Origin of the sequence: Paenibacillus sp. FSL H8-0548, assembly GCF_038630985.1 — a bacterium.
Lineage (GTDB): Bacteria > Bacillota > Bacilli > Paenibacillales > Paenibacillaceae > Pristimantibacillus.
The window spans coordinates 857,200-876,392 of record NZ_CP152049.1 but is presented as its reverse complement, the minus strand read 5'-3'; the positions used below and the strand labels follow the sequence as shown (position 1 = coordinate 876,392).

At 47.9% G+C, this 19,193-nt stretch carries 16 protein-coding genes; 5 read left to right on the top strand and 11 right to left on the bottom strand.

From position 1 onward, the window contains the following. Window positions 1-84: 84 nt before the first annotated feature. Window positions 85-1,476 (bottom strand): HAMP domain-containing sensor histidine kinase, encoded by a 1,392-nt coding sequence (locus tag MHI37_RS03750; RefSeq protein WP_076335205.1) that lies wholly within the window; start codon window positions 1,474-1,476, stop codon window positions 85-87. Beyond that, window positions 1,473-2,147, bottom strand: a complete 675-nt coding sequence (locus tag MHI37_RS03745; protein WP_076335204.1) for a response regulator transcription factor — start codon at window positions 2,145-2,147, stop codon at window positions 1,473-1,475. The genes MHI37_RS03750 and MHI37_RS03745 overlap by 4 nt, the downstream gene beginning before the upstream one ends. Before the next feature lie 161 nt (window positions 2,148-2,308). On the opposite strand from MHI37_RS03745, the gene trxB reads away from it, so the two are divergent. From trxB to MHI37_RS03725, 4 genes are all read left to right on the top strand, one after another. Further along, on the top strand, window positions 2,309-3,253 hold the full coding sequence (trxB, locus tag MHI37_RS03740; RefSeq protein WP_076335243.1) for a thioredoxin-disulfide reductase: 945 nt from the start codon (window positions 2,309-2,311) through the stop codon (window positions 3,251-3,253). 232 nt (window positions 3,254-3,485) lie between these two features. Beyond that, a complete protein-coding gene (locus MHI37_RS03735) occupies window positions 3,486-5,438 on the top strand; it encodes a glycoside hydrolase family 13 protein (RefSeq protein WP_083676075.1) in 1,953 nt (650 codons plus the stop codon). Window positions 5,439-5,802: 364 nt separating this feature from the next. Next, window positions 5,803-6,579: a hypothetical protein gene (locus MHI37_RS03730; RefSeq protein WP_256709831.1), complete on the top strand. Its 777-nt coding sequence runs from the start codon at window positions 5,803-5,805 to the stop codon at window positions 6,577-6,579. 96 nt (window positions 6,580-6,675) lie between these two features. Then, the gene (locus MHI37_RS03725; RefSeq protein ID WP_076335202.1) at window positions 6,676-7,953 is read left to right on the top strand and encodes an MFS transporter; all 1,278 of its coding nucleotides are present in this window, start codon (window positions 6,676-6,678) and stop codon (window positions 7,951-7,953) included. Here MHI37_RS03725 and MHI37_RS03720 read toward each other — a convergent pair. Genes MHI37_RS03720 through MHI37_RS03705 form a run of 4 tightly spaced genes read right to left on the bottom strand, consistent with a single transcriptional unit; the run spans window position 7,950 to window position 12,108 of the window. Then, window positions 7,950-8,765, bottom strand: a complete 816-nt coding sequence (locus MHI37_RS03720; RefSeq protein WP_076335201.1) for a carbohydrate ABC transporter permease — start codon at window positions 8,763-8,765, stop codon at window positions 7,950-7,952. The genes MHI37_RS03725 and MHI37_RS03720 overlap by 4 nt on opposite strands. 21 nt (window positions 8,766-8,786) lie before the next feature. Continuing rightward, a complete protein-coding gene (locus MHI37_RS03715) occupies window positions 8,787-9,659 on the bottom strand; it encodes a sugar ABC transporter permease (RefSeq protein WP_076335200.1) in 873 nt (290 codons plus the stop codon). A 4-nt stretch (window positions 9,660-9,663) separates the two neighbouring features. After that, on the bottom strand, window positions 9,664-10,956 hold the full coding sequence (locus MHI37_RS03710) for an extracellular solute-binding protein (protein WP_076335199.1): 1,293 nt from the start codon (window positions 10,954-10,956) through the stop codon (window positions 9,664-9,666). Between the two features lie 18 nt (window positions 10,957-10,974). Next, window positions 10,975-12,108: an LLM class flavin-dependent oxidoreductase gene (locus MHI37_RS03705; protein ID WP_076335198.1), complete on the bottom strand. Its 1,134-nt coding sequence runs from the start codon at window positions 12,106-12,108 to the stop codon at window positions 10,975-10,977. A gap of 290 nt (window positions 12,109-12,398) precedes the next feature. Between MHI37_RS03705 and MHI37_RS03700 the strand changes: the two genes are divergently transcribed. Further along, window positions 12,399-13,262 carry an AraC family transcriptional regulator gene (locus tag MHI37_RS03700; RefSeq protein ID WP_256709825.1) on the top strand — a complete coding sequence of 288 codons (864 nt, stop codon included), beginning with the start codon at window positions 12,399-12,401 and terminating at the stop codon, window positions 13,260-13,262. A 17-nt stretch (window positions 13,263-13,279) separates the two neighbouring features. Here the strand turns inward: MHI37_RS03700 and MHI37_RS03695 are convergent, their stop codons facing one another. The 5 genes from MHI37_RS03695 to MHI37_RS03675 all read right to left on the bottom strand — a co-directional run bounded on the left by MHI37_RS03695 (window position 13,280) and on the right by MHI37_RS03675 (window position 19,189). Continuing rightward, window positions 13,280-14,389, bottom strand: a complete 1,110-nt coding sequence (locus tag MHI37_RS03695) for an endospore germination permease (RefSeq protein WP_076335196.1) — start codon at window positions 14,387-14,389, stop codon at window positions 13,280-13,282. A gap of 18 nt (window positions 14,390-14,407) precedes the next feature. After that, window positions 14,408-14,635, bottom strand: coding sequence for a hypothetical protein (locus tag MHI37_RS03690; RefSeq protein ID WP_076335195.1), 228 nt, complete (start codon window positions 14,633-14,635; stop codon window positions 14,408-14,410). 6 nt (window positions 14,636-14,641) lie between these two features. Then, window positions 14,642-15,841, bottom strand: a complete 1,200-nt coding sequence (locus MHI37_RS03685) for a Ger(x)C family spore germination protein (protein WP_179090141.1) — start codon at window positions 15,839-15,841, stop codon at window positions 14,642-14,644. Between the two features lie 36 nt (window positions 15,842-15,877). Continuing rightward, window positions 15,878-17,386, bottom strand: coding sequence for a spore germination protein (locus MHI37_RS03680; protein WP_076335193.1), 1,509 nt, complete (start codon window positions 17,384-17,386; stop codon window positions 15,878-15,880). A gap of 138 nt (window positions 17,387-17,524) precedes the next feature. Continuing rightward, window positions 17,525-19,189 (bottom strand): alpha-amylase family glycosyl hydrolase, encoded by a 1,665-nt coding sequence (locus MHI37_RS03675; RefSeq protein ID WP_076335192.1) that lies wholly within the window; start codon window positions 19,187-19,189, stop codon window positions 17,525-17,527. Between the last annotated feature and the right edge of the window lie 4 nt (window positions 19,190-19,193).

Below are 19,193 nucleotides of genomic sequence, written 5' to 3'. Positions count from 1 at the left end.
TAGCATAACCAAAACTTGTACGTACATGATCATGCTGTCCTTGGAGCAACTAAATAAGTAATGCTGAGGGTTATAATAAATAGACTAAGCACCTAGGGGCAAGAGAGGAAGCCGGATAATAAAGCTGGCACCGGCAAGCTCGTCAGCGCTAGTGTCCAGCTCAATGCTTCCGCCATGAATAGCAGCGATGGCTTGCGCAATTGATAATCCAAGCCCGCTGCCGCCTTGATTGCGATTCCTTGAGACATCCCCTTTAAAAAATCGTTCAAACACACGCTCGCGATTTTCCTCGCTAATGCCGATTCCCGTATCGGAGATACGAACGACAGCAAAACCATCCTTCTCCGCTAATGAGCAAAAAATTTTGCCGCCCTCCGGCGTAAACTTCATACTATTCGAAAGCAGGTTCATCCACACCTGATTAAGCTGGTCCCGATCTGCAACAATCACGGTCTCCTCCATATACAGCTCCAGAGTCTGTCGCTTGGCAAGCCAATGCGGCTCGCAGGCCAGCACCACATCGCGCAATTGACGATCCAGTCGATAGGAATGAGGATGAAAAGGATGCTGCTGTGAATCCAGCGATGCGAGATTCAGCAAGTTCTCACTCAGACGCGAAAGCCTTGTGCTCTCTTGCTTAATGATGTTAATGTATCGCTCACGTTCAGTCTCTGTAACATCCTCGCTGCGCAGTGCCTCTGCAAAGCCGCTAATTGAGGTAAGCGGTGACTGGATTTCATGTGAAACATTGGATACAAAATCCTGACGCATCATTTCCAGCTGCGATAAGCTAAGCGCCATTTTGTTCATCCCCTCAGCCAGCTCGCTCAGCTCATCGCCATGTTTTGCAGGCAGCCGAACGGAGAAATCCCCCTTCGACATTCGCGTTGCGGCAGCGGTCATCATTTTGAGCGGATGAACTAAATAACGGGCAGCCACGAGAATCAGCACGCTTCCAACCAACAGAAGCGTAACGAGCAGCGTAACTGCCGTCCAGATGAAGTTGCTATTTTGCGGATAACGATCAGCCTGAACGAACAATGCCCATTTTTCATTTCCGAAAACAACCATTCTTCCGATAGCAGGCGGCATTGGCAGACCGCCTTCCTCTTGGTTAAAACCATCGAGCCTCACAGTATTGCCACTGAACACCCTTGCCAGCTTCTCATAGGTGAGCCTCTCCATCATGGCCTTGCTTTGATCTCCGACAGATACAAGCCGATTCGCAAGGCTGACTGCAATAATCGATTGCCCCTGCAGGGTGGACATCTCACTTAGAAATTCCTGCAAGGATGCCGGCTTTGACACCGCATAGAGCTGCTCGATACGATCAATCGAATTGACCATTTGATTCGGCAGCTGGCCTCTAGCATCTCTCTTAAACATTTGATTCGTAAACAGAAAAGCAACCCCAATGCTAATCAGAACAATAATAAGAAAGGAAGCTGTTATCCGAAAATACAGGCTGCGAATCATGTCCATTCCTCCAATCGATAGCCTAGCCCTCGAATGGTAACAATGCGGAAGCGGTATTGCTCCTCAGGAAAACGATCGCGCAGCCTTTTGATATGAACATCAACGGTCCGCTCATCCCCCTCATAATCCACACCCCATATTTGTTCAATAAGCTGATCCCGTGCAAACGTCTTTCCAGGATAGCTTGCGAGCTTGAACAGCAGCTCGAATTCCTTCGGCGGCAGCGTAACCCGATCTCCGCCTGCGGTCATATGAAAGTCAGTCTGATTCATCAGGACATCGCCAAACTCGACCGTCTGTGATGCCGTAATTCGGTATCTTTTGAGCAGCGCCTTCACTCTGACGATAAGCTCTGGGGGATCAAAGGGCTTGACCATATAGTCATCCGCACCAAGCTCGAAGCCCTTCACCTTCTGCGTGGTTTCTCCCTTTGCCGTCAGCAGCAGCAGCGGAATATCATAGCTGGAGCGCATGGCAGCACAAAGCGCCCATCCGTCCATGCGCGGCATCATCACATCGATAATGGCAAGCTCCGGTCGAACCGCCTCCAGCTTCTCGAGCGCATCTACTCCATCTATAGCTTCAATAACCTGATAGCCCTCTCTCTTCAAGAAAAGACTCACCAGCTCACGTATGTTCGGATCATCATCAACAACGATGATTTTGGGCATGTTGAACGTCCTCCCGTTTGGCTTATGTAATCGATATAATCAGCATACAACACCAACATGAACGTTACATGAACGATATTGACTTTGCTCCTAGATTGTAATAATTTTAAAGTAGAAGTTATTATCTCAGTGATTTTACGAAATGGAGGAGAATATAGATGATTTACAAAACGATTATTATCGGTACAGGTCCTGCTGGACTTACCTCAGCGATTTACTTGGCGCGGGCGAACATGGAGCCGCTTGTTATTGAAGGGTGGCAGCCAGGCGGTCAGCTTACGACTACTACAGAGGTTGAGAACTTCCCAGGCTTCCCTGATGGTATTCTCGGCAGCGAGCTTATGTCCAATATGCGCAAGCAAGCGCAGCGCTTCGGTGCAACGTTCAAAACAGGCTCAGTGAAAAGCGTAGACTTCAGCAAACGCCCTTACACGCTGGATGTTGAAGGCATTGGCGAGCTGCAAGCGGAGTCGATTATTATTTCTACCGGCGCTTCGGCCAAATATCTCGGGATTCCAGGCGAGCAAGAAAACCTCGGGCGCGGCGTAAGCACCTGCGCTACTTGCGACGGCTTCTTCTTCCGCGGCAAAAAGATCATTGTAGTCGGAGGCGGCGACTCCGCAATGGAGGAAGCGGTGTTCCTTACCCGCTTTGCTTCCGAGGTTAGACTCGTTCACCGTCGCGATGACCTTCGCGCTTCAAAAATTATGCAGGATCGCGCTCGCGCCAACGAGAAAATCGTGTGGAGCCTAAACCGTACACCGCTTGAAGTGGCGGCAACAGGTATGGGCTTGCAGGGGCTAAAAGTACGCAACAATGAAACAGGCGAGGAAGAGCTGCTTGAGACAGACGGTTTGTTTATTACGATCGGCCATACTCCGAATACGGGCTTCCTTGGCGGCCAAATCGACACGGATGAGCAAGGCTATATTATCGTGAAGCCAGGCACCTCGGAGACGAATATTCCAGGCGTATACGCATGCGGCGACGTTCAGGACCGCAATTATCGTCAAGCGATCACAGCGGCTGGAAGCGGCTGTATGGCTGCTCTCGATTGCGAGCGCTACTTGGAGTCACAAGTACACGAAGCAGTAGTTAATGCTTAAGTTTTTTTCAAAATCATCTAGTACAAAATGCGCAAATTATGTATAATAAATGTGTTGAGAGATACAATAGAAAGGCAATGCTACCGCAACCATTTGTTCGCAATATGCTTCGCGTGAGCGGCGCCTGAACGTATTATGGAAGAAGGTACAACCTCGGCTTTTAGTGAGCAGAGGTTGTGCCTTTTTTTCGTTTTTTTACATTTATTCACATCACCCTAAAGGAGAGATCATCATGTTATTAGAAGCTGTATACCACAGACCCAAGCAAAACTGGGCCTACGCCTACGATGGACAAACGCTGCACCTCCGCTTGCGCACCAAAAAGGATGATGCAGCGCTCGTTGAGGCTATTGTTGGTGATAAATATGCTTGGGAGCAGACCATTACAGCTGTGCCGATGCGGATATTGTCCTCTGATGCACACTTCGATTATTGGGAAACCTCGGTCATTCCGCCTTTTCGAAGGCTCCGCTATGCGTTTCGCTTAACAAGCGGCTCGGAGTCGATCATTTTAACGGACAAAGGCTTCGAGTCCGTGCTGCCGGATAATTCGAATACATTTTTTGATTTCCCCTATATCAATCCTATCGATGTATTCGAGCCGCCTGCATGGGTAAAGGATGCTGTTTTCTATCAAATATTTCCGGAGCGCTTCGCGAATGGCGATCCATCGCTTAACCCTGCGAACATGCTGCCTTGGGGCGGCGAGCCGACACCTCAGAACTTTTTTGGCGGTGACCTGCAGGGGGTCCTCGATCACTTGGATCACATTTCCGAGCTTGGCATTAATGCTGTTTATTTCACGCCGCTTTTTGAAGCAACGACCAACCACAAGTATGATACACAGGACTATATGAAGGTGGACCCTCATTTTGGTACAAACGAGAAGCTGAAGGAGCTGGTCGAGGCTTGCCATGCTCGTGGCATTCGTGTTCTTCTCGATGCGGTATTCAATCATTCCGGCAGAACGTTCCCCCCATTTGTCGATGCACAGGTGAACGGCCAGCAATCTAAGTTTGCGGATTGGTTCTACGTACGCGAATGGCCATTGCAGGTCGTAAATGGCGTGCCTTCCTACGAGACGTTTGCCTTCGAGCCGCTTATGCCAAAGCTGAATACGGAGCATCCCGAGGTTAAGCAATATTTATTCGAGGTCGCTCGTTATTGGATTGAGGAGATTGGCATCGATGGATGGCGGCTGGACGTCGCCAATGAGGTGGATCATCAATTTTGGCGTGAATTCCGTCAGACGGTAAAAGCAGTTAATCCAGAGGCCTACATCCTCGGCGAGATTTGGCATGATTCGATCATGTGGCTGCAGGGCGATCAATTTGATGCGGTCATGAACTATCCTTTAACGAATGCGGTGCTCGACTTCTTCGCTTATCAGACCATCGATGCCACTGCTTTCACTCATGCCATAGGCACCCAGCTTGCTGCCTATCCGCAGCAGGTAACCGAAACGGCATTCAACCTGCTGGATAGTCATGACACGCCAAGGCTGCTTACGATCTGCGAGGATAACGTCGATACGATGAAGCTATCCTCATTGTTCCAGCTAACCTTCCCTGGCACCCCATGCATTTATTATGGTGATGAGGTAGGCATGAACGGTGCTGGCGATCCAGGCTGCCGCAAATGTATGGTGTGGGACCCGGCTGAACAAAATCTAGAGCTGCTGAAATTTTACAAAGCAGCCATCAGCCTGCGTCATCGCTACCGCGCGCTGCGCAGCGCAGACCTTCGTTTCGTAGACGCAGGAAAATCGGGCGGCTCGGTAGTGTATGAGCGCCGCGATGGCGATCAACGCTTGCTTATTGCGATGAATGCACGAGCAGAGGCTGCTAATCTGAGCTTTGAAATAGAAAGTGTGCACGCAGACACCGGCTTGGCTCCGCATGCAGTTGTATTTACCGGCTTCGATAGCAAAATTGAGGCAGGCACAGGGGCAGCCGCAGATTTGCACGAAAAGTCTGACGCTAAGAACTTAGTACCCGCAATCAGCAAAATACCTAGCACTGACATCGCTCTGTCAACTAGCGAGTCTTCATCTAAGTGGAAGGTCCTACTATCAAGCAGCAGTCCATTTGCAGAAGGCTCAATCGTTACAAGCAATAAGAATGGCGAGCTGCAGCTTCAACTGCCTGCCTACGGCTTCGTCATATTGGAGCAGACTAACGCGTAGCTGAAGCATATTCATGTACTTTAGCAAAGCATCAGCCTTGCTCATTCTTTGCATGCTGCCTGTAAGAACCGCGAGGTTCTTACAGGCAGAAAATCCGAGTTGCTCAGCTTTCTCACTGCATCTGCACTAGACAGAAATATCCTTTCATGACATAATAACTTAAACGATTAAGTTAACACCTTCACACGACTGCAATCGTTAAAGGAGCTGCATTCCGATTAGAAAAGCTACGCTTAAAGATATCGCGAAAGACGCGGACGTTTCTATCGCTACCGTTAGTTATGTACTCAATAACGTTGCCAACCAGACGATTCCCGAAGAGACACGATGCCGCGTTCTTGAAGCCGCCAAGCAATTAAACTATGTGCCTAATCTAGCCGCGAGGTCACTCGTTAAACAAAAGTCAGGCCTGATCGGAATTTTAATTAATAAAACGGAAGATGAGAGTTGCTGGCAGCAGCTTCGTTATTCCCAGTTTATTAACCGCTTGGAGAAGCTGCTATCCGCTCTAGGCTATCATGTTGTATTATTCAGCCTGGATGCCTCTAATCCGAAGCTCGATATCATCTCAGAACGCAAGCTGGATGGTGTGTTTGTCATTGATGTAAAGAAGGAAAACTTCCACCTTATTTCGAGTCATTTTTCTGTTGGCGTTCCGCTCATCGTGATCGACAGCCTTATCGACGACCCTCTATTTTGCAAGGTGAATTATGACTACAAGGATGCGCTTGCCAAAGCTTTTGCCAACACCCCTTCTCAGCAAGCCTATCTCATCATCGACAGCTACAATAACGCTGAGCTTATGGACTACATTAGCAGCAGCTCCAATCTTGAGCCCAGCCAAATTCATAGAATGACCGATGAAGCTTCCCTTAAACATTTTCTTGAGAAAAATCAATCCAATACCGGTATTATTCTCAATGAATTTATTGCTATTGCTGCTGCAAAATATAGTGATCCGGCTCATTTCACTGTGATTTGCACTGCTGGCTGCCATGAGCTCGTTCCCTCTCCCGCTGCTCGCATCAGCTTCGGCAATCGCATGCCGGAGGAAGCCTTTCAGCTTATGGTGAGCCTCTTGGATAATGCGAGAAGCGGTCATCCATCAACATTCATTCAGGCAGAGGTTATTTCTATTTAGCTGAACTTGCAGAGATATCTCTGCATTTCACTATATTAACTTAAACGTTTAAGTTATCGATTTATTTTCAACCTATTTCATTAAGGAGGGTTTCTCATGCTTGAACTAACCAAACCATCTAAGGGCCAGACGCCAAACGTACAACCAGAGAATGAACAGGCGACTTCCATCTGGCGTAACCGTGTCTTTCTTGCCGTCTTCTCCAGCTACAGCTTATCTCTGCTTGGCAATACATTTCACAGCATCGCGCTGAATCTGTGGGTGCTGCAGACGACTGGCAGTGCTAAGCTCATGTCGATCGTCCTTATTACTCATCTTGTCATCAGCATGCTGTTTGGCTCATTCGCCGGTACGATTGCGGATCGCACCGACCGCCGCCGGTTAATGTGGGTGACGGACATAATCCGATTTGTACTCGTTGCCGCTATCGCCGTCCTCATCTATTTACCGAATGTACCGTTTGTTTTTATCGTTCTTTTAACTGGTCTTGTTGCCTTTGCCGGGGCGTTTCGATCACCTGCCTTCCAAGCCTCGCTCATCGAGATTGTTGGCAAAGAGCAAATAACCCAAGCGGTAGGTGCCATTAGCATCTCGGATAATATTATTCGTATCTCAGGCTTCGCACTTGGAGGCATCGCAGTCGCTGCCTTTGGCGGAGCTTTCGCGATTGCCATCGATGCGGCAACCTTCCTGCTGTCAGCCGTTTTAATTTTAATCGCGGGCAAATTTCCGTTTGCAGTCGTTCGAGATGAAACAAAACCAAAGTCCTCCTTTAAAGAGGATTTCACAGCTGGCTTTCGTTATGTGTGGAACGATTCATTTGCCAAAGCGGCCCTTCTTTTATTGCCGCTGGTCATGTTCTTCTTCCTCTCCACCTTTATGCTCATTCAAGTCATGGCCGTTAAGGTATGGAAGGCTGAGCCTTTCGTATTCGGCTTGATGGAGGCGTGTATACCGCTTGGTTATGTCATTGGCTCGATACTCATTATGAAGCTTGATAAGCGATTAAAAAACAGAGGAAAATGGACCATAGGGAGCATGATCCTAATGGGGCCCTTATTCGTCGTTATTTCACTAATGTCTTCAGCAGCCTCAGCGCTGCCGGTTATTTTCCTCGTCGGCCTGCTCTTCTCATTCAGCACGACGATCATCTTTATCGTGCTGCGAGCAGCAATCGATCCTTCGATGCAAGGCAGAGTATTCGGACTTATCGGGACGATTACCAGCGTCGCGCCGCCCGTCGGTTTAGCTTTATTTTCTACCCTGTCGGACATTTATGGTCCAGCCATCATTATTGCCATAAGCGGCGCAGCTATGCTGCTCATGGGGACGCTCGCTTACAGCCGCATGAAAGCTATACGCGATTTCAGCTAACCCTTCAAAGAGCCCGCAAGTGCGCCGGATATGAAGTAACGCTGCAAGAAGATAAACAATGCAACCATCGGCAAAGCCGTCACCACGACACCAGCGAGTAGTACAGGATAGTCTGTAATGTATTCACCGCGGAATTGAAGCATCGCAAGCGGAAGCGTCAGCTTATCTTTTCCGTTCAGCAGCAGCATCGGGAATAACAGATCATTCCATACGATGACGAACAAAAAAGCTGCCGTTGCCGCAAGATATGGCGCACTAAGCGGGAAAGTGATCCGCACCAGCAAGGTCCACTCGCCTGCGCCGTCAATTTCACCTGCCTCGAGAATTTCTTTTGGTAAAGTTTTCATAAAGCCTGAGAGCATGAACACAGACAGCGGCAGAAGCACAGATACGGACACAATGATCAAGCCCGTCAATGAATTGCTCCAGCCCAGCTTATGCACGAAGGTATAGATCGGGATCATATTCACCTGTGAAGGCACCATTAAGCCTATAGCGAATAATCCGAACACAGCAGCGCCTACTCTTTTGCCAGAACGCAATATACCATAGGCAATGAAACCGGAAAGCAGCAGCTCAAGCCCAACTGTAGCGCTCGTAACGACAATGCTATTGCGAAAATAACCCCACATCGGCTGTCCATCAAATAAAGACTTAAAGTTGTGGAACGACAACGACTCTGGTAAGCCTAACGGACTTGCGTAAAATTGCGGCGTTGTCTTTAATGAGGTAAATAAAACAATAAGCAGCGGAACAAGGATAGCAGCCGCGAAGAGCAGCAGCAGCAATCTACCTAACCATTTTAAAACCAAACCTCTTCACCTGCCTGCATACTAATAGGATACGCGATCTGTCCGCAATGCGCGGAACTGCAAAAACGTAATAAACGAAATCAGCAAAAGGAAATACACGGATGCCGTTGATGCTTTGCCAAAGGTATAGTTCATAAAAGCTGAATTGTAAATGTACGTCGACAAAATTTCGGTGGAATAGGCCGGTCCCCCTCCGGTCATCGTAAACACAAGATCAAACGCTTTGAACGATTGAATCGTCGTATAGGATACTACAATCGCCGCAGCTGGTGCTAAGAGCGGCCATATCACTCGGAAAAACAACTGCAGCCTTGTCGCGCCATCAAGCTTGGCAGATTCTAGCAGCTCCTCAGGTATAGCTTGGAGTCCCGCCACGAACAAAATAATCATTTGTCCAATATGCGCCCAAGCTTGAACAGCAGCAATCGAAAAAATGGCAATGCCCGCATCGCCAAGCCAGTTTTGCGTCCATGAAGAGAGTCCTACTGCCTCCAGCAAGCCATTCAATAGACCGAGTGACGGGTCGTATACAAATGTCCAAATAAATCCAACGGATACCGATGACAAAATAGTAGGAACAAAAAAAAGCGAGCGCAGCGCTACATTGACCTTTTTCTGCTTCGACAGCTGAAGTGCGAGCAGCAGCGAAACAACTGTCTGTACAATGACGACAGCGACCATAAACTTAATATTATTCACGATCGATTTTCGAAATATGATATCCTTCGCTACATTCGCATAATTATCTGCACCGACAAACTGATAGGACGGCGATAAGCCGTCCCAATCCGTTAAGGAGTAATAAAAACCCGTTACCGTCGGATAAATAAATAGTGCGAGGTAGAGCGCAATGCCAGGCACAAAAAACGGTAAAAGCTTCGCATACTTTTTCATCTGATTATTTTCCTATCTGCTGGTTCACGATTGCTTGTGCATCAGCCGCAGCCTTCGCTGGCTCCGTTCCGCCTAATACAGCTTGAATCGAGCTGGTGACTGCTTTTTGAACCTCAGCATTTTTGATGGTAAAGCGTGGTTGGAAGCGTGTTTTCTTCGATGTCCATTCCGCAACAGCATTCAACTCATCGCTTGTATATGCCACGTCTTTTACCGTTACATTCTGCCCCGTACCATTCGCATATTCACCGGCAATTTCCTTGCCGCTTAGAAATTCCAAAAACTTCTTCGCTTCCTCTGGATGCTTCGACTTGCTGTTCACGGCAAGCATAAACGTCGTCGTATGAATACCTTCGAACACGGCTTGGTCAGCAGGTACCGTAATGGGTGCGATCAGCCCTTGCTGAAGATCCGGATTGTTTTTCTTATTGCCTACCAGCTGGTAAGAGCCCGTTGCCAAAATAGCCGCTTTCTCCTGTACGAACAGCGCGCCCGCTGCGTCCCCCTTCGTTCCAAGCGCATCCTTCTGGAAGTAGCCCTTGTCATTCAGCTCCTTGAACTGAGTCAGCGTCTTAACCCACCACTCATCGGTAAGCTGGGCCTCACCCGCTTCAAGCTTCACAAAAATATCCTCGTCCGGCGCGTTGTTCATCACCATCGGATTCATGAACTGCCCTGGGCCAATGTCTGCACCTGGGAATGCGATAGGGACAATGCCTTCTTGCTTAAGCTTCTCCGCCGCTGCAAGGAAGCCATCCCAATCCTTCGGCACCTCAATCCCGTATTTTTCAAACAGCTTCACATTATAAATCGGAATGTTGTAGACGAGCTGATAAGGAACTGCCAGCTGCTTGCCATCCTTTTGCCCCGACTCGATTAAGGAAGAAGTGAAATTAGCAAGAAACGATGCGCCACTCAAATCAGTGAACAAGCCTGCTTTCGCAATAGCCTCAAACTGAGCGCCTGGGAAAGAAGCGAACACGTCTCCTACTGAGCCATCCAGCAGCTTCGCCTGTGCCGTGGACTGGTATTGATCAGACGGGAACACCTGCGTTTCTACCTTGATGTTTTTATTTTCTTCCTCAAACTTCTTAATAATGTTATCAAGCACCGCAGCATCCTCACCGCGCCAGTGAATAAAACTGATCGTTACCGGCTTATCACTAGAGCCTCCCTCAGAAGGCTTATTCCCGTTTGCATTCGTCGTTGAATTATTGGACCCGCAGGCCGAAAGCACAACACTTAAGATTATAGTTAGAGCTAGAAGCACCCATTGCGGCTTGCGTAATCGACTCATTTCCATTCCTCCAATGTATTAAATAGTGATCCCTCGCGCAGCCAGCTTTTGCTTTACTAACGGCAGCAGCAGCTCGCCTGATATTTTTGCCTCTTCCAAATGCGGGTAGCCCGACAAAATAAAGGACGTTACACCTGCATCAATAAATTCTAGGAATCGCTCGGAAATCTGCTCCGCTGTTCCTACAAAGGTTACAGCCCCTCCCCCGCGAATAGCGGACAAGCCAGACCATAAATTAGGCCCGATGACAAAATCCTGATCCTTCGATTGACTAAACAAATCCATCTGACGCTTCTGATTCGTTGCATCCGTCTTCGAATGCAGCTTTTCCTTTGACTTCAATTGCTCGGGGTCTGCCTTGCTCAAAATATTCCAAGCGGCCGCCCAAGCCTCCTCTTCTGTTTCTCTTACGACTACCTGTGCTCTAATACCATAACGAAGCTCTCTTTCGATCCCCTTCTGCTGCTTCAGCTCTGCCAAGTACGTTTCCATTTCCGTAATTTGCCCTTGAATCCAGTCAAGCGGCTCCGTCCACATCAAGTACACATCAGCCGATTCCGCCGCAACACGTTTTCCTGCAACCGAGCTGCCCCCAAAATATAACGGAGGATGCGGATCTTGCACGGGTGCGGGCTTGCTTACTCCACCTTCTACCTCGTAGTGTTTGCCGGTGAAGTTAAAGCCTGCACCCTCATCAGTCGGCTGCTGCCATACCCCCTTCACGACATCAAGAAATTCCTTGGTCCGCTCGTAACGCTCGTCATGACTGCCATGCAGCGGATCTCCAGTAGCCTTAAGATCGGCAGGATAATGGCCGGTAACTACATTGATCAGCGCCCGTCCTCCTGACATGCGATCGAGCGTTGACGCCATCCGTGCAGCAAGCACTGGAGAAATAAGTCCCGGTCTCATAGCAATAAGCGGCTTCAGCTTCGTCGTTGAGGACGCGATCCATGAGCCTACAATCCAGCCATCCCAGCAATCTCCACCCGCGGGAATGAGAACAAACTCGTAGCCAGCTTCCTCCGCTGCTTGCGCAACCTCTACAAAATACTGCTGCGATGGTTCCCTCTCTGGCGGCACCCCAATATAGCGGCCGTCTCCGTTTGTCGGAATAAACCAACCAAATTCCACTTGTGCTTGTTTGCTCATTTCAGCTGTCCCCTTTACGCTTCGTTGTCGTGAAGTAAAGAATCATATCGTGTAAAAACACAGCATCAATCGTTTGCCTTTTTTGAGATACGATTACTGCTGTATCACCAGTTGTCCGGTAGATAACCAACAAATTTCATCGGATTAATTTACTATCTGAATAATAGCAAGCAACGACCTATAAGGTCAATGTCAATTCGTCGCTTGTGTTATTTGTCATTTTGTGGTGTTATATTATATAAATCGTTATTTTCCAAGGATGAACCCTATTTAATTAATGGCAAAAAGAGGTGATTAATCTGTTTGAAAATATGAAAGAGGATCATCACGAGCAGCTGGAAATTCATTATTTCACGCCATCATCCTTCGAGAAAGCTGGAGCTGCTTGGCCCATTAGGCTCGGCGCAAATATAGCAAAGCACAATTATCACATCGGCCCTCGAGTCACTCCTTACTATTATTTGATTATGGTAACAGAGGGAGAAGGAACCTTTATTCAAGGCGGACAAACCTATACGCTTCGTAAAAATGATCTATTTTGTCTATTCCCTCAGGTTACACATGAATATTTCACGAGCGAACACGCGCTGCTGCATAAAGTGTTTTTCGCCTTTGACGGCAAACTGGCACTGCAGTTGCTGGAGAGGATCGGCCTAGGACCTTACCGTCCTCATCTTGCGGAAGGACTAACAAACGAGGCGTTTGCCTTGATGGAGCGTTTTTTTAGCTTAGTGAAAAGCAAGGAGCACCCGCATACCGATTTATCGCGGCTTGTTATCATGTACCAGCTGTTCGATGCTCTTTCCTCCAATAAAAACAAACAAAGCCTCTCCTTTCAGTCAGCCGGATGGCTTCAGAAAGCGAAAGACTATTTAGAAACTCATTATGCAGAAGGCATTTCCATTGGAAGCGTCGCGGACTACGTTGGTGTGGATCGCACTCATTTCTCCAAGCAGTTCAACAAAGCCTATGGCCTGTCACCGATGAAATTCGTGCAAAGGCTGCGCATGAACGAGGCGATTCTACTTTTGAAGCAAACGGATTACAAGCTCGCGGAAATTGCACAATCCGTCGGTTATCCCGATCTCTTCTCATTCTCCAAAGCATTCAAAAAACAGATAGGCGTGTCTCCGGCTATTTATCGCAAGGAGTAGTCTATCGTGCCGCCAGATCATGACGTGTTTAGCGGCCGCTTTCTGATCCACTCCCTAAGGAGATGAACAACATAGACAAAAGCAAGCAGCACGAGAACATTGCTCATCTCCCACAATGCCCACGACGGGCCAAGGCTGTTGAAAAACACAACATTCGAAGATATCACATACGAAAAACCAAAAATCATCAAAAACAGAGGCAGTATCAGCTTGCGATAATCGCTCAGGCCCAGCAATTGCGTTACAGCGCGGCAAAAAGCATACATCGTTATGACACACTTGAAATAGGTAGAGAGCATATAGTTAACTACTAATATCGCCTCTAATCTTTGCAGGAAATTTCCGATGCTTATTTTTTTTGCCATGATATAGGGGGAATACAGCTGATGCTGGGTCATATACACACCTAGCACCAAGATCGATAAGGTCACTATAATAATAATGACTGCTCCTCCGTACAGAACAGGAACAATAAACTGCTTATACGTCAGCCTTTTCTGTTCCACTAACGGAAACAGCATCAGAAACACAGTCATTTGGCAATATGGGAATGCGACCACAAACAAACCGCCTCTTATAATATCTGCCGCACTATGGCTCGCAATCGGCAATATATTGTTAGACTCCGACTCCGGGATAAGCAGCAGAATGAGCAGCGTAAACAGCAGGACAAACATAATGAAAAAGACTTGCCCCGTTCGGGCGATAACAGGCAAGCCCGTTCGTACCGCAATAAGAACAACAGCCCCAAATAAAAAAAGAACGACACGCAGCGGCGTTTCGGTCATCATCTGCGTCGTCATAAAATCACCAATAACCCGAATTTGTGCGCTTCCGTTAATAAATAGGTGAGCAATAAAAAATAGAGATAAAATACCGCCTGCAAAACGTCCTAATACGTGACGGTGTATTTCAACAATGGTCATTCCTGTAAATTTATTGCTGAACCAATAAATGAAAGAAGCTACGCCTATTCCTCCTGCCACTCCCAACAAAGCTGCCATCCAGGCATCCTGTTCTGCGACACCGGCTGTAAACGTGGGCAGATACCACATTAAATCGCCCACGATAAAGAAGATCATGAGCACCTTTATCTGTTTAATGCTAATTTTCTGTTCGTTATGCATAGCCTCAACCTCTCTTCCCTATTCCGGAGCAAACCATTTCAGCATTGGGCTATAAACTACTTCTAGAAGCACCATCGGAGTAGGTAAATCAATTAATTGAATCGTACATATACTAAGAACAGCCCCTATGACGAGCATGGCCAAGTAGAGCACAGAATCCTTAATAAAACCTTTTTTGAACAGAGGTACAAGCTCTTTTGCAACCCCCCACACAAAAAGGAATGCAATGAGTACGATAGCTGACATAGGCAACTACTCCTTTATATAATTAAGAAAGGAATCATTGGTCGTTCCAATCTTGTGAATTTGCACATCGATGTCATACTTTATTTCCAGCTGCTTGAACTGCTCATCCCACTCCTCCTTCCGCTTCTCCCATTCACGCGGATGAGCCTGATAGAGCTTATGGCCAAACCCAAATATATCAAAGCCATACCTTTCTTTCACATGGTTAATAACCGAGCTCATCAACTCTTTAAATTTTTCTTCTGATTCCTTCTCTAATTGTTTAATCGTTTCCGGACTAGTTAAATCAATTCGGCATTCCACATCTGAAACAGAGCTTACATTTTTGACCTTGACCGTCATGACGGGCTTCCCGTCCTGAATATCCGCCTTTATGCGCGTCTTGCTTCGAAGCGTTTCAAGAACAATTAATCCGCCTTCCGGACATTTTAGATGCCCGGCAGAGCTATTCACATTATTCATCAAATAATTGTAGCCCCTGCTCTGCTCCTCATTCAGCCAACCCACCAGCTTATCCTTGCGAAATACCGCTAATCCAATAAAACGTGTTCTCGCTGCGGGATCAATTTTCTGAATATTAGCTAATTCCTCACCGTGTTCTACATTGCCAACCATCTTGACTCCAGTCAAAACCGGACTTAAACCTTCCGTTACGAGCTCTTCAATCAGCTTTTCTATCGTCACTGTCGTCGTTGGAGCCCACTCCTTAGCTGACGTATCCAGCGCATAAAATAAATTTTCCGCAGGAATCTTTTCAAGTGATGTTAATGTCTTAAGCACCTGCATCGCTGAGGTATTACGAGCGACCATCAAATAAAAGTCGGTACGCGCTTCCGGGTTTCGGGAAAACATATCCAGTACCTCTCCGATCCCCTCCCTCGCAAGAGACTCTCCAATTACAAGCACGCGGATATGCGCAGAATAAATTTTTCTCGAGCTTGTTTCCGTCAGCTTCCGAAAGGCTTCAAACATCGTAGGTGCGGTAGCATGATAAAGAGTCACCGGTGATATTCCGGTGCTGCTGCTTCTAACCGCTACTTCCCCTGGAATGACAACTTGAACGGCTACCCGATACTGATTTCCAACCTTGTCGATAGAGGTCCCCAGTTGAATGGCGAGATCATCGAGCTCGCGACGATTCCAGCAGCCCGTGACAAGCAAGGCTCCTAGGCCAATGGCTAACCAGAGGAGAAGGATTTTTCTCACGAAAAGATCAATGCTCATCACCCCATCGTTTTCGAATTATTTACTACGCTCAGGCTGCTTTCCTTGCCGAACCAAATTTCGACTCCCCGTCGCTAACGGCCTCTTCTTCATTTGTCTCCAAGGGAAACGAAACAGCGTATCCTTCTGATCTTCCCATACGAAGGGTGCAAGCGACTGCATATAAGGCACGCCAAACGATTGCAGCGTATTCAAATGCAAAACGAGTAAAATGATGCCCAGCAGAATACCCAGGAGACCAAAGGACGCCGCGAGACCCATCAGCACGAACCGGATCATACGGACAGAAATGGATAGATTGACCGCAGGTATGACAAAGCTGGAAATCGCCGTAATGGCTACGACAATAACCATTACTGGCGACACAATTCCTGCTTCCACCGCCGCTTGACCAATGACCAGCGTCCCGACAATCGATACAGCTTGGCCTACCGTCTTCGGCATTCGGACACCAGCTTCTCGCAATATTTCAAAGGTGATTTCCATCAATAATGCCTCCACGAACGCAGGAAAAGGTACGCCCTCCCGCTGAGCTGCCAAGTTGATCAGCAATCCGGTTGGCAGCATCTCCTGATGAAAGGTTGTAATTGCAATGTACGCCGACGGTGCCAGCATCGTAATTAGAAAGCTGACGTATCGCAGCAAACGCAGCAGCGTGCTTACATCTGCCCGTTGATAATAATCCTCTGCAGATTGAAAAAACTGTATGAATAAGGCCGGAACAAGTAGAACAAATGGTGTTCCATCAACAAGAATAGCGACCTTTCCTTCCAGCAAGCCTGCAGCAATCGTATCTGGCCGTTCCGTGTTATATACCGTTGGAAATGGCGAGTAGGAGCTCTCTTGAATAAATTCCTCAATGTATCCGCTCTCCAATATTCCATCGATATCAATTTTGTCGAGTCGGCGAAATACCTCATCTACAAGACTCTTCTCCGCAATTTCATTTAAGTACATCACAGCGACATTCGTTTGTGTAACGCTTCCGATGCTCCTGCCTACCAGCCACAGCTGCGGGCTTTTGATTTTGCGGCGAATGAGCGCCGTATTCGTACGAATATTTTCTGTAAATGCCTCCATCGGTCCTCTGACGACACCCTGCGAGGTCGGCTCGCTAACCGTGCGATCCTTCCACCCCTCCGCACCAATCGCTAGACATTGTGCGCAATTCTCAAGCATAAGAATTGCCACACCGGAGAGCAGGTTGAAAAAAAGCTCATCATACTCACCAATGACCGTGACCTCGCCTGCAGCAAGCACCGTCTCCTTCAAATATTGAAGCGTATCGCTGCCTGATTCCTCTGAGACCGGCTGAGCCGGTTTGTCATTGGATATTAGAAAGTCAAGTATCGCGTGATGAATGATCGTTGAGTCTGTTAAACCATCTATATATACCAGCACGCCTTGCCAGCCTTGTACGCCTGTCATGCTTTTTACGATTAGATCATCACTATCGCCCAACTGTTGCTTTATTCTGTCTACGTTCACACTTAGTTGCTTTGAAATCTGCTGCCCATTCCCATTCATGTCTACCCTCCGCGCGATGACATAATTATGTATTTTGTCCAAAATATCCGCATGTATGCGAGGTTATTGAACCAATTTCACATGACGAATAAGAAGAGGGAGCCGCACAAGCTGTGCGGCTCCCTCTTCTTCATAGACTTATTTCATAATCACCGTACTATACGCCGGCAATGTTAGTTGACTTCCGCTCAGCTCCGCTTTATCACTTGTAGCATGATTAATCGATTCGAACGTGCCGAATAGCTTTGAAGGCTGCAAATCAGTCGATTGCTGCTCCCCGGATAAATTATGGACAACGAGTACACGCTCATTCGCGATAACGCGAATATAAACGCTAAGCTTATGATTAGCAGGCTCCAGCTTAAATTCCGCTATCCCTCCATCGCGCAAGGCAGGCTCCTCGTTTCGCCAGCTGATTAGCTCACGGTAATGACTCAGCATCGACTGGTTGTCTGCGGATTGTGCTTCAACGGATACCTCAGCGGCATCCGGATTGTTACGCGGCTTCTCCCAAGTCGTCTGACCCTCGCCTCCGCTGGCTGCCTTGTACCATAGCATCGGCTCGCGGATATACTCATCCGGTTTCGCACCCTTCATGCCAAGCTCCTCGCCATAATAGAGATACGGCGTTCCAGGCAGTGTAAGCAGCATAGCTGCAGCCATTTTGGCATGCGCGACATTGCCGTTTAAGACCGTCATTACGCGATTTTGATCATGATTGCTAAGAAATGGGGCATCAACAAACGTACCGCCGGATGATTTCTCATAGACACCATATGCGCGTCCAAGGGAGAAGGCTAAGTCTGCATCCTGCTCTATATCCGCTGCACTTAGCAAGCGGCCCGCCAGATCAAAGTGAAATGCCGAATCGAGTGCTTGGTCAAAGTAAGGGGCAATGACCGACAACGAATCCCATACCTCGCCTATTAAATAGGCATCCGGCTTCGCCTTGGCCATACCCGTACGAAACTCCTGCCACCAGACTTTGTTTTTCTCTTGAATTTCCGGTGTAGTCGCAGTGGAAGCGAAATCACCGTAAATATGCTTCGCTGCATCAAGCCGAAAGCCGTCTAAGCCCTGCTCCAGCCAATATTGCCCGATCTTGATCATTTCTTCTCGAACCTGTGGCTCGTCGAAATTCAGATCGGGCATGCCTTCCCAGAAGATGCCCAAATAGTTAAGACTGCCATAGCTGTGCCAAGGGTCGCCACCCACAGCACCGTCCGCTCTTACCTGCTCATTTGGCCCAGCAAAAGTATACCAGCTGCGATAAGGACTATCCTCATTCGCAAGTGCTTCCTTAAACCAAGGATGCTCCTTGCTTGTATGATTAACGACAAGATCCATAATGACTTTAATATCGCGCTTATGCGCTTCTTCAAGCAGTTTCTTCAAATCCTCCAGCGTACCGTACTCTGGGTTAACCGCATAATAATCGGTCGTGTCATAGCCATGATAGCTGGGCGAAGCGTTGATGGGCATAAGCCAAATGCCGCCAATGCCAAGCTCCTTCAAATAATCAAGCTTAGCCGTTACGCCGTTCAAATCGCCGATGCCATCTCCATTCGTATCATAGAAGGAGCGCACGAAGATTTCATAGTAAACGGCTCCCGGCTGTTCATCAACCGTATAGGAGGCAGATGCATGAGTACCCGTATCGGCGGATTCCTTCTCTTCCACCAATGGCGCCGCAGATGGCTGCTTCTCTTTGCCGGCATCATCCGCGGAGCAAGCTGCAAGCATGGCGATAATCATCGAGCCCAGTAGCATAGCACCAGCATAGCGCAAACGATTGTTGTTCATTCCC

Coding starts and splice junctions, on each gene's coding strand:
- MHI37_RS03715 (WP_076335200.1), bottom strand. CDS start 9,659: ATGAAAAAGTATGCGAAGCTTTTACCGTTTTTTGTGCCTGGCATTGCG.
- MHI37_RS03750 (WP_076335205.1), bottom strand. CDS start 1,476: ATGATTCGCAGCCTGTATTTTCGGATAACAGCTTCCTTTCTTATTATT.
- MHI37_RS03695 (WP_076335196.1), bottom strand. CDS start 14,389: ATGCATAACGAACAGAAAATTAGCATTAAACAGATAAAGGTGCTCATG.
- MHI37_RS03710 (WP_076335199.1), bottom strand. CDS start 10,956: ATGAGTCGATTACGCAAGCCGCAATGGGTGCTTCTAGCTCTAACTATA.
- MHI37_RS03680 (WP_076335193.1), bottom strand. CDS start 17,386: ATGAATGGGAATGGGCAGCAGATTTCAAAGCAACTAAGTGTGAACGTA.
- MHI37_RS03675 (WP_076335192.1), bottom strand. CDS start 19,189: ATGAACAACAATCGTTTGCGCTATGCTGGTGCTATGCTACTGGGCTCG.
- MHI37_RS03705 (WP_076335198.1), bottom strand. CDS start 12,108: ATGAGCAAACAAGCACAAGTGGAATTTGGTTGGTTTATTCCGACAAAC.
- MHI37_RS03690 (WP_076335195.1), bottom strand. CDS start 14,635: ATGTCAGCTATCGTACTCATTGCATTCCTTTTTGTGTGGGGGGTTGCA.
- MHI37_RS03725 (WP_076335202.1), top strand. CDS start 6,676: ATGCTTGAACTAACCAAACCATCTAAGGGCCAGACGCCAAACGTACAA.
- MHI37_RS03745 (WP_076335204.1), bottom strand. CDS start 2,147: ATGCCCAAAATCATCGTTGTTGATGATGATCCGAACATACGTGAGCTG.
- MHI37_RS03735 (WP_083676075.1), top strand. CDS start 3,486: ATGTTATTAGAAGCTGTATACCACAGACCCAAGCAAAACTGGGCCTAC.